Annotated in this window: 13 protein-coding genes, 1 tRNA gene and 1 pseudogene; 6 read left to right on the forward strand and 9 right to left on the reverse strand. The window is 35.3% G+C overall.

Annotated features, from left to right (window positions below; genetic code table 11):
* Positions 1 to 370 precede the first annotated feature (370 nt).
* The 9 genes from RXO53_RS06490 to RXO53_RS06530 all read right to left on the reverse strand — a co-directional run bounded on the left by RXO53_RS06490 (position 371) and on the right by RXO53_RS06530 (position 7,441).
* Positions 371 to 1,213 carry an MqnA/MqnD/SBP family protein gene (locus tag RXO53_RS06490; protein ID WP_410713430.1) on the reverse strand — a complete coding sequence of 281 codons (843 nt, stop codon included), beginning with the start codon at positions 1,211 to 1,213 and terminating at the stop codon, positions 371 to 373.
* 240 nt (positions 1,214 to 1,453) lie between these two features.
* On the reverse strand, positions 1,454 to 1,978 hold the full coding sequence (locus tag RXO53_RS06495; RefSeq protein ID WP_410713431.1) for a class I SAM-dependent methyltransferase: 525 nt from the start codon (positions 1,976 to 1,978) through the stop codon (positions 1,454 to 1,456).
* A 34-nt stretch (positions 1,979 to 2,012) separates the two neighbouring features.
* Positions 2,013 to 2,933 carry an acetamidase/formamidase family protein gene (locus RXO53_RS06500; RefSeq protein ID WP_410713432.1) on the reverse strand — a complete coding sequence of 307 codons (921 nt, stop codon included), beginning with the start codon at positions 2,931 to 2,933 and terminating at the stop codon, positions 2,013 to 2,015.
* Complete coding sequence (locus tag RXO53_RS06505; RefSeq protein ID WP_410713433.1) at positions 2,930 to 3,721, reverse strand: APC family permease; 792 nt, start codon at positions 3,719 to 3,721, stop codon at positions 2,930 to 2,932. The genes RXO53_RS06500 and RXO53_RS06505 overlap by 4 nt, the downstream gene beginning before the upstream one ends.
* The gene (locus RXO53_RS06510; protein ID WP_410713434.1) at positions 3,718 to 4,878 is read right to left on the reverse strand and encodes an RNA-guided endonuclease TnpB family protein; all 1,161 of its coding nucleotides are present in this window, start codon (positions 4,876 to 4,878) and stop codon (positions 3,718 to 3,720) included. The genes RXO53_RS06505 and RXO53_RS06510 overlap by 4 nt, the downstream gene beginning before the upstream one ends.
* Before the next feature lie 2 nt (positions 4,879 to 4,880).
* A complete protein-coding gene (locus RXO53_RS06515; protein ID WP_410712653.1) occupies positions 4,881 to 5,003 on the reverse strand; it encodes a hypothetical protein in 123 nt (40 codons plus the stop codon).
* A 116-nt stretch (positions 5,004 to 5,119) separates the two neighbouring features.
* On the reverse strand, positions 5,120 to 5,863 hold the full coding sequence (locus tag RXO53_RS06520) for a geranylgeranylglyceryl/heptaprenylglyceryl phosphate synthase (protein ID WP_410713435.1): 744 nt from the start codon (positions 5,861 to 5,863) through the stop codon (positions 5,120 to 5,122).
* A 27-nt stretch (positions 5,864 to 5,890) separates the two neighbouring features.
* On the reverse strand, positions 5,891 to 6,214 hold the full coding sequence (locus tag RXO53_RS06525; protein WP_410713436.1) for a hypothetical protein: 324 nt from the start codon (positions 6,212 to 6,214) through the stop codon (positions 5,891 to 5,893).
* A gap of 69 nt (positions 6,215 to 6,283) precedes the next feature.
* Complete coding sequence (locus tag RXO53_RS06530) at positions 6,284 to 7,441, reverse strand: iron-containing alcohol dehydrogenase (protein WP_410713437.1); 1,158 nt, start codon at positions 7,439 to 7,441, stop codon at positions 6,284 to 6,286.
* A 70-nt stretch (positions 7,442 to 7,511) separates the two neighbouring features.
* Between RXO53_RS06530 and RXO53_RS06535 the strand changes: the two are divergent.
* The 6 genes and pseudogenes from RXO53_RS06535 to RXO53_RS06560 form a co-directional block, all read left to right on the forward strand.
* A pseudogene (locus RXO53_RS06535) lies at positions 7,512 to 8,416 on the forward strand (RNA-guided endonuclease InsQ/TnpB family protein); the annotation flags it as partial.
* Positions 8,417 to 8,457: 41 nt separating this feature from the next.
* Positions 8,458 to 8,533: transfer RNA gene (locus tag RXO53_RS06540), tRNA-Gly, on the forward strand.
* A gap of 112 nt (positions 8,534 to 8,645) precedes the next feature.
* The gene (locus tag RXO53_RS06545) at positions 8,646 to 8,852 is read left to right on the forward strand and encodes a hypothetical protein (RefSeq protein ID WP_410713438.1); all 207 of its coding nucleotides are present in this window, start codon (positions 8,646 to 8,648) and stop codon (positions 8,850 to 8,852) included.
* Positions 8,853 to 8,865: 13 nt separating this feature from the next.
* Positions 8,866 to 9,165: a hypothetical protein gene (locus tag RXO53_RS06550; RefSeq protein ID WP_410713439.1), complete on the forward strand. Its 300-nt coding sequence runs from the start codon at positions 8,866 to 8,868 to the stop codon at positions 9,163 to 9,165.
* 265 nt (positions 9,166 to 9,430) lie between these two features.
* Positions 9,431 to 10,159 carry an amino acid permease gene (locus RXO53_RS06555; RefSeq protein WP_410713440.1) on the forward strand — a complete coding sequence of 243 codons (729 nt, stop codon included), beginning with the start codon at positions 9,431 to 9,433 and terminating at the stop codon, positions 10,157 to 10,159.
* Positions 10,146 to 10,268, forward strand: coding sequence for a hypothetical protein (locus tag RXO53_RS06560; protein WP_410712653.1), 123 nt, complete (start codon positions 10,146 to 10,148; stop codon positions 10,266 to 10,268). Before RXO53_RS06555 ends, RXO53_RS06560 begins: the two co-directional genes overlap by 14 nt.
* Positions 10,269 to 10,470 lie beyond the last annotated feature (202 nt).

Genomic DNA, 10,470 nt, shown 5'->3' on the forward strand with positions numbered 1-10,470 from the left:
TAGGGACTTAGCCCTCAACCACCCACTTGTGGTAGGTGGGTCATGGGACTCCTTCGACCCCAACGGCACGGGGGTCACATCTCCAGCCCTTTTCCTTCCCCCTTTCGCAAACACCAACCCTTAGGGCATCGCCCCCATCGGGTTGATAAGCAATCTTTGTCCCTCCTTATGTCTCAGCAATCTCTCCACAAGATTAGTTGATAATAAATAGGTAAAAAAAGATTTCTATTAACATGAGAAAGGATTCAGCCCAGGGGGGACACTTTTTATTAAATTTATTAGAATTTAAAAATCTTTATAACTGAAAGCCTCGCCCTTTGGGACGGGGAGGAGGTCAGATAGATCTAAAATAAATGATGCTACTCGTCCTTTATACCAACTCGAACTCTGGTATTTTATCTATAAGCCCTCTTTCCTTTGCTATCTCATGAACTTTTTTAATTGATTTTATTCCAACTACCCCCATATCATAAATTGATTTACAGCCATCTATAAAAGATTTAACAGTTGGCTTATCTGAACCAGGTGCATAGTTTAATGCATAGTTTAATGCTTCTTCTTGATGCGATAATGCATATTTTATTGATTGCTGAAATATTACCCTAATTTCTAATGCATCTTCATAGCTAAGTCTTTTGCTAACAACATATGATCCCATAGGTAATGGTAAATTTCCTGCTTTATTTTTCCATTCCTCATTTATATCTGCAATTTTTATTAAACCGTATTTTTGATAAATAGCAGTCGTAGTTGGCCCAGGTATTAATAAACCTGCGTCAACTTCCCCTTTTACAACGCTGTTGATTATCTCGTCAAACCTTACCACAACTTCTTCCTTAGAATTAAAGAAGAGCTTATAATAAAAATAACCACTAAACGATTTCCCAGGTATTGCAATTCTTAAATCATTTATCTCATCTTTTTTATACATTTTCTTTGAAACAATTATAGGTCCTACATCACTTCTTTGAGTGCTGCCGCTTCTTAGTAAATAATAGCTATCTGCAACTCTCCATAAATTAACTGAAGATATTGCTGTAACTTCAAGATCTTTCCTAGTTATTACTCTTTGGTTTAATTTATCGAATTCCTCATAACTTGGGTCTATTTTAATTTTTTCGCTGAATTTGTTATGCAGTATACCATAAACTAAAAAATATGCATGAACTGGATCATAATAATGATAAGACTTTACAACTTTCAAATCTACCAATTTACTCACCGCTTAGTGGTTAAATTTAAAAGTATAAAAGCTAATAGAGTTAAAAATAATAAATTGTAATATTAATAATTAAGCTAAAAAAGTTCCTCTTTAATTAATAATTATTTATAAACCTTAAAAAGAAATAATAAACCAGCTATAAATTTATTTAAAAATCAAAATATAATAGAAGGAAGAGAAGGTAAATATTTTACATATCCCATTAGGTTGAAAAAAGTTTAGATTCTCTTTCTATTCTTTTTCTACTATTGCTTCTCTAAAAAACAACTTATTTTCTTCCTTTATTATTTTAAATTTACCTAATAAATCCTTCCACTCATTTTCGCTAACAGAAGTTTTTCCCTTGCTTAACGTTTCAATACTTATATATGCCATTCCCTTAGGTTTTAAAATTCTGTAAATTTCATTAATAGCACCCTTATGATCTAACATGCAACATAAAACATTATTTGAAAAAACGAAATCAACAATTTCAGATTCTATTTTTAATTTATTAGCAGAAGCTAATTGTGTTACAACATTTTTTAATCCCAGCCTTTCAATTTTTTTATTCAATATATCTATCATTTTCTTATCGGAATCCACAGCATAAACAAATTTGGCTATTTTAGAAAGCTTTACTGTATAAAAACCTGGTCCGCACCCTATATCAGCAACTACCATATCCTCTTTAATGTACTTTAAAGCCTTTTTCCTATCAAAAATTTTTCTTATAGGGTTATCTAGCAATATCGGATTTAAATGCCTATCGCTCATTATTGCACACAATTATTTAGAAAAAAGAAAGTTCTTATGCATTAATATTTATTATTTTTTCTGGTATACTAAATGAGACAACATAATTTGGTTCATCAACTACCTCGCTCATCTTCAGGTTACCTACTACACTACATAGAATATATGCCTCTTCTCCGCTCAACCCTTTGCTCTTCAATTCTTCAACCATGTTTAAAACGGCTTTTCTAGCTGCAGCTATGGGGTCTTTATCTATACCCATAGTTACTATTTGTTTACCGGCATCATTAATATTAACAACAGCCTTTGGTGTATCAATCTTCTCCCCCTTTCTTAAATCCACCTTTATTAATACTCTTGCTGAGGTTTCTATTGCTGTTCCTGAAACTTCTCCATCACCTTGAGATGCGTGGGGATCTGCAAGAGAAAGCAATGCCCCTTTTACGTTAACTGGGAAGTAAATTACTGAACCTTGGGTTAATAACCTATTATCCATGTTACCTCCTGAACTATGAGGAGGTATCATGGGTAAATCACCAAACTTTGGTGCAGTTCCAATAACTCCTAAAAACGGATTTATAGGTATCTTAATACCTTTTAAAAAGTCTTTTGCTGTTGCATAACCATTTTTAATATCCCAAATGACTAGTTTTTCTTTAAATAAACCTTTTAAAAGACCGAAATTGCTCAGTATAGCAGACCATCCCCAATTACCAACTTCGATCTCTTTTAATGTAACAACTAAAGTATCTCCTTCTTCTGCCCCCTCAACATAAATAGGCCCAACAGCCCCATCAAATTTTGATTCATCAATCTTATGCATATCTTCTGTTTTAAAATCATATTTTATTTGATTAGTTGAAGAGTCTGGTATTAATACTTCTACTTCATCACCTGGCTTTATATAAAGCTTTGGCTTATTATAAGGGGACCAAACAAAATGAACGTTTGATAAATCAAAGCCATCTAATTTCAAATCTCCTCTCCCTGCTCTAATTTAACTCTTAGATCCTTTTTCCTATAATAAAGTATAGCTCCAGCTATGAGCCAAGCAGCAACGATTGTTGTACCTATTATTACATAGATGTTTATTGAAGTGAATGAGGCGTATATAGCAAAACCGAATATTAATGTTGCTATTATAGGTATTATTACGTGAAGTGAATTTAGCCTGTTCCTCTTTTTCATATAAAAAGGCAATGCTGCGTTAACCATAATGTGATCTATTAATGTGCCCAAACCTGTCCATAACCCTGTTACTAAAAATGCGTTTAGAGGCCCTAAAACCCAACCTGTTATTGTAAATAGGGCAATCCCAACTGCGGTCATAACTATTAATGATATATGAGGACTCTTATATTTTTTATGTGTTAAAGATAGCTGTGATGGTAAAGCATTATCTTTGGCCATAGTATACATATCTCTAGATCCTGCATTTATTATAGCAACTGTATCGACAAAACCGCTGTTAGCCATAAATATAAATATAATTGATGCTAAAATAAAACCCCCATATTTTACTGCTTCTATTAATCCGGGGACAAAGTTGCTGAAATATGTAGACATGTTATTTGGACCCCAACCAACTGTCATAGTATAGCTTGCAAAAGTAAAGAAAATTACCAACAGGGTTATAGTTGCTATGACTCCTCTTCTTATATTAACGTGGGCTTGTTTAGCTTCTCCTCCAAGAAAAGTCATTGAACCCCAGCCTGCATATGATCTGACCTCCTCTCCGCCCTGAAGGGCAAGGGTTCCCCTCATCTGTTCGGGATTACATCTGTCATCTGAGGGGCAGTCGGGGTGGTCAGAGATCCCCCCATCTTTTTGTATGCTTTCTTTTCAATATTTATTACTGCTATAGTATCTCTATTAGCCTCAAAACCGCATTTAGGACACTTCAGCTTCCTATAATTAACCTCTACAAGCTTTGAACCACATATTGGGCATATTGACGATGTACCTTTAGGATTGATAACAATTGATGGTACCCCCTGCTTTTCACATTGCCAATCTATCCAATATTCTAACCTTCTATAACCTAGTATTAGCAATGCAGTTTTGTGCTCCTTGGGTAGTTTCCTGAGAGCCTCTACTAAGTTTGTCAAGTCTTCTCTAACAACAGCATGTTGACGTTGTTTTGCTAGCAATACAATTGTATGGGATACCTTCTTAGCCCAATCATCTATAATGTTTTTAGCCTTCCTGTGAAAGCTTTTTATCCTCCTCTTAATGCCTCTTCTCCTAAGCGAGGCATTGTATTTAGGATAGGAATGCCTTTTCTGAAGGTTTTCAGCTAATTGTCTATAATGCAGAGCTCTCTCAATATGCGTTTCAAACCTATACTCGCTTTTTCTATTACCTACAACTATTTGTCTTTCATTAACATCAACAGCTAAGACTCCACTAGGGCTATACTTAGCTGGCTCAGGCACACGTTTATATATCTTAAGAATAAACTTACCATCTTTAAGCAATAGTCTAGCCTCCCTGTTAGGGTAGCTGTCATATCTCCTATCCAAGCCAATAATTTTAAGCCTATAGCCTCCCAATAGCTCTACATAATCACCTTTAATTCTATAGCTCTGCCCATGTGTTAACCAAATCCTAAGATTATTAGCTCTGGGTATCTTGCCTTTATTGGTATTTTTAAGCCAAGACTTAGCTATAGCAATAGCCTCTCTATAACAATCCTGAGCAATTTTTGAGGGCAAGCCATATTTTTCCTTAAGAACTTTGTATAAAAGTCTATGGGCTTTTCCAAGGCTTATTGCTTTATTCTCTATTATAAATTTTATAGAATAGTTGAGGGCTTCCCTATATTGCTTCATTAAATCTACTAGTTTTTTATATAAATCGGGCTCAGGGCTAACCTTTACATTAACTGTTAAGGTTAGTAAACCCTCACTGCCCATAGGCATAGTTACTCAACCTTGTATTTGGCTATATTGACTTTTCTCATGCAATTTGGGCATGTTGCATAATATTGTTTCTTACCTTTGTAGTCCCATACATATCCACACCTAGGGCATCTAAGTTTTACCACTACTTACCACAAGATAACTAATAAGAAAATAGCCCTTATAAGCTTTTCTCATCCCCGCCTTAAAGGTGAGGCTTTCAGTTGTAAAAATACTTTTTTAACTAAACCCGCGTGTATTCCTAACTCTTAACTGCTTTTATCATATGATATATAGAATTTGGATCCCTTTCAACAATAGTTCCATTAACTATTCCATCGGCACCAGCCTTTATTGCTTCTCTAGCTACATCAGGACTATTTATGCCTCCGCCAACTATTAATAAGCCGTCGTAATCTATTTGATCTAAAGCCCTCCTAACTAAAGATATAGTTTGTGGTGGTATTGGGTAGGGGGCTCCACTCCCAGCTTCTAAATAAATTACCTTAGCGCCTAGCATTGCTCCTGCTAAAGAATAAGCAGCAGCTATATCGCCTCTTTCATAGGGAATAGGTCTTGCTTTTCCTATATACCCGGCAGCACCCCCATGACCTATTATTATATATGCTGTGGGTATTGTTTCAAGTCCCATTCTTAATATTATGGGTGCTGCTTGGGCTTGTACACCGCCTACATAATATGGATCATCACTGTTTAGTAAAAGCATAAATAAAACCGCATCTGCAGATGCCGTTAAACCATTAATGTTACCTGGAAATAGTATTACAGGCAATCCAGATTCTTTGCAAGAATTTACAAGTTCTGTTAAATGAGGTTCATAAACTCCTAAAGACCCTCCAATTAAAATGGCATTAGAACCTGCTTTATATGCGCTCAAGGAAACTAACCTTGCCATTTCAGGTGAAGTTTTATCTGGATCTATTAACGTTAAATGTATTTTATTCATTTTTTCCTCCAATAATTTTTTAAATACCCTATTCTTCAATATTCCACCCATTAATCCCTAAATACATCATTGTTCTTCATCTTCTTCAATATTCCCCTCTTCTAGTTTCATTTCTTCCGTTTTTTCGCATTCACTTAATTTATTGTCATAACTCAAATCGACTATTTTATTATAAACGTCAACCCTATCTAAAACTTTAGGAACCTTTAGCTCACAATATAGATGGCAGTTCCCACACTTTGCTATTGCTATTTTTTCTTCATCATTACCTTTTATTTTAACAAAGTCTATTGTTAAAGTCATAGACCCGCATCTTGGGCATTGGAAATACCTGCTCGGATGTCTTGGCCTTTTTGGCTTTAATGATTTCTTCCTCCTTCTTCTTGCCACCAACGGCACCTCTTAAGTCTTTACAAAAAGTATCGTAAAATTCGCGGTTTAAATTTGTAAGCTTAAGAATTAAATGGAATTTTCAAGCATATTAATCAAAACTTTTTCATCTATATTAATCCCGTAAAGCCTATTTTTTAATCTGTCTGCTATGATTGGGTTGGAAAATGCCCTCCTTATTGATTCTCTCAGCATATCACGGCCAAATTCATAATCACGTAACTTTTTATTAAAGCCTACAGAACTTTGAAATTCTATTATTGTTTTTGTAATCATTGAAGGATCAGAGTTTGGTTTAATATCAGGATTTAAAATTTTTAAAATTTTTGTTGATTCATTTGGTGAAGACTTGTGTATTAATGGGGCTAATAATGGGCCTATAATAGCTAGTCCGCATCCATGAGGTAATGATGGAACTAAACCGCTCATTATGTTTTCTAAAGCGTGTATAATATTTGTTGGATTCAGATCTATAGAAACGCCTGCTATCATAGAGGCATATAGGAGATAATATCTTGGATTTACATCATTTAAATTTTGAATAGCAAGAGGTAAATTTTCTTTGATTTGTTTCACAGTTTCTTCTGATAGCATCTGGACTAATGGGGAGCTGCCTGAAGTAGTAGTGGATTCATATGCGTGATAAAAGGCATCAAATGTTGTGCACAAAACTTCCTCTTTTGGCATGCTTAATGTGTACTTTGGGTCATCAAAAGATGCTTTGGGATAGCAAATGGCATTACCGAGTTTATCTCCTCTTTCTGTATCAGTTGTGTTAGCATATCTATTGGCTTCTGTTCCAGTTCCATGAGTTAAATTAACAGCGTAAACAGGAATAATTTTTTCTACCTTTCTTTTATTGTATAGATAATCTATTGTTTTTCCACCATTAGCTGCAACGGCCGAGCCTAACTTTGCAGTATCTATAACGCTACCTCCTCCAATAGCTATTATTATGTCTGCACCATAAGAAATAACTGCTTTTGCTAGTTCATCTGCTTGAGATGATAAAGGATTAGGAGAAACATTATCAAATATTGTATATGAAATATTGAATTCTTTTAATATTTTTACTGTATCATCTAGCGCACCGCTAGCTTTTGCTGAAGTCTTGCCAGTTATTATTATAGTCTTTTTAACATTATTTAGATAGTTTCTTAAGTTATCTAAAGAAGAAGGTCCGAAATTTATTTCATCGTTATTGTAAACCCATTTGAAGCTTATCATTGTTTCCACCAATTTCTCAGTCAACTTTTGCAGTTATCTATATTTATTTAAAACATTTATTAATGTGAATTACAAAGTGGTTGGTGACAAACTAATTCTCTCAAAAATAGGAGAAATAAAAGTACTCTTCCACAGACCGCAAGAAGATAAAAAGGAGTAATGATAAAGAAGAGTGTAGCTGGCTGATATTGAGAACAGCAACCTCGCCCTTCAGGGCGGGGAGGAAGTCAGATGCAATATTTCAGGTCGAGGTTGAAAAGAAACCTCTCGAAAGGACTGGAAAAGTGGTTGGAATAGACTTAGGAGTTGAAAAACTTGTAACTACTTCTGATGGTGTAGTAATAGAAAATCCTAAGGTTTTTGATAAGGTAGAGAAGAGAATAAAGATCCTGCAAAAATCGCTATCAAGAAAAAAGAAGGGATCTAGAAACTACGAGAATGTCAGAAAGAAGTTAGTCAGGATACATGAACATGTGAAAAATCTCATGAATGATTATATTCATAAGGTTATGTTGTGGCTCGTAGAACAGTATGATGAGATCTGCGTGGAAGACCTCAATGTAAAGGAAATGGTTGAAGATAGTAAAAGTAAAACTTTGAGAAAGCATATTCTTCAATCTAACTTCTCCACGTTTATGATCCACCTCTCCTATAAGGCTAGTAGCGCTAGTAGAAGGGTGGTGAAGGTAGATCCAAGAAATACTTCAAAAACGTGTGCTAAATGTGGACACGTTAAGAATGACCTGACTTTGGCTGACTGTGTGTTTAGTTGCCCTAATTGTGGTTGGACTGTAGACAGTGATTATAACGCTTCTCTAAATATTCTTCGTGCGGGGTCGGGACTGCCCTTAGAGCCTGTTTATAGGAAACCTCTCTATACATTCCCTTCTCAGAGGGGGTGTATAGTAGGTTTCCTGGAAGAAGCAGGAATACTCACCGCGAGGTGGGGATGCCCTGTCTGTGAGGACGGGGTAGTTCACCTTAAAAACCCTAATAAATTGCTATAGTTAGTGAGGGCGGCGGTAGTCTAGCCTGGATTAGGACGCTGGCCCGCCACGCCAGAGGTCCCGGGTTCAAATCCCGGCCGCCGCATTTTTATAAAAGGCCTTTGATTTATTTAATAAAAATCAATTAGAATAAAAAATCTTTTAAGTGAGTCGAAAAAGTAGTTCTGTATAGTCATGTATTTTTATATGAATAAACCTTGTATGAATATAGGGCAATAAAATTAGCAAATACTTATAAAAATCTTTATAGAAAAATTATAAAAGGGATATCAGATAGAACGTTATATAAGAGAACAGAAATGCAAGGATCAGCTGTATTATTAGGCTCAGTAAAGCATAACGCCACCCTACAACCCTTGCAAGTGCTGTCAAAGTTGCTATGCAGGAAGAGTAAAATGCTATAAAAACAGTCAGGGCATGTGCTCAAACCTAGGGATTGTCAATAAAATGATAGCCAAAGCAGTTTACGATCAGTTAAACACTTTAGAGTATATACAATCTGGTTATGCTACAGAAATTAGGGCGAAGGTTTCTTCTGAATTAAAATCAATACCGTCATATAATCTTGCTAAGTACTTCTTTGGAACTTCAGGAACAGACGGTAATGAAACTGCAATTAAAATGATTATACTTTTCCATAAAAATGATGGAAAAATAAAGATATTTTCAAACTATACCTCTTATAAGAGTCGTTATGGTAATGCTTCCTTAATTTAGACTAAATCAGGATATTATGCAAGGGAATTTGTTAATAAAGTGGATGCAGGGAATATAGGAATAATATAGGAGTTGCAGCGCCAATAGTGTTTTACCGATTTGCTGGCATAAAGCAATCATTTTTTGGGGACCTTCATCCTCAAGACAAACTAGATTATATCCTGCTCTTTATAAACAGAAAAGTAATAATTTCAAGGTCAAGCGGTAGTATTAAATAAAAATTTAAGCTCCAACACTTTTTTTGAGCTTAGGTGGTGTGTTATTTATGGGAGAGGAACATAGAGAATTAGCAAGGGGCAGCGTAACCTTTTTGGAATTGATTTTTCAATCAGTATCTTTTACCGCTCCAGCAATAGCGGCACTAGCAACTATGACAGGTGCTGCTAGCTTTGCATATGGTGCTTTACCATTAGCTTATTTATTTTCAATACCTGCAGTTTTCGCGGCAGCATATGTTGTTTATGAATTTTCAAGAAGTGTTGCATCAAGCGGAGGATACTATAGGTATATAGAGAGAGGTTTTGGTCCAAGGGTAGGTGCTTTTGGTGGATGGGTATATATGCTCTATACAGTTATTGGAGCTACACCTTTTATATATTTTGAAACCTCTTTAGCTATAATATTTGGATTGCAAGCTCTTGGAATTTCATTACCTAGCTATTCATGGTATCCCTTAGGATTATTGGTTGCAGTATTGGCATTTTTATTAGCATACTTTGGGATAAAGCCATCATTAAGGTACAGCGTTTATACAGGCACAATAGAAATGGTTTTAATATTTATTTTAGGTATAGTAATATTATTGCGCGTTCCACATCCATGGGATCCGGGAGTTTATAGTTTGAAATATTCCCCTCTTGGGTTAATGGGAGTTGGCCTAGGTATGGTTTTTGCTTTTACAACTGAAAGCCTCACCTTTAAGGCGGGGATGAGAAAAGCTTATAAGGGCTATTTTCTTATTAGTTATCTTGTGGTAAGTAGTGGTAAAACTTAGATGCCCTAGGTGTGGATATGTATGGGACTACAAAGGTAAGAAACAATATTATGCAACATGCCCAAATTGCATGAGAAAAGTCAATATAGCCAAATACAAGGTTGAGTAACTATGTCTATGGGCAATGAAGGTTTACTAACCTTAACAGTTAATGTAAAGGTTAGCCCTGAGCCCGATTTATATAAAAAATTGCTCTATAGCCGCACCTTCATTTAATTTATAAAGCTGAACAATGACTTCAGGCATTTCGCCTAGTGTTGCTTCTGCAAACCTTTTAATTTCCTCAAATTCAGCTTCCATATCTTTTCTTA

It is taken from the genome of Caldisphaera sp., assembly GCF_046536515.1.
Classification (GTDB): domain Archaea; phylum Thermoproteota; class Thermoprotei_A; order Sulfolobales; family Acidilobaceae; genus Caldisphaera.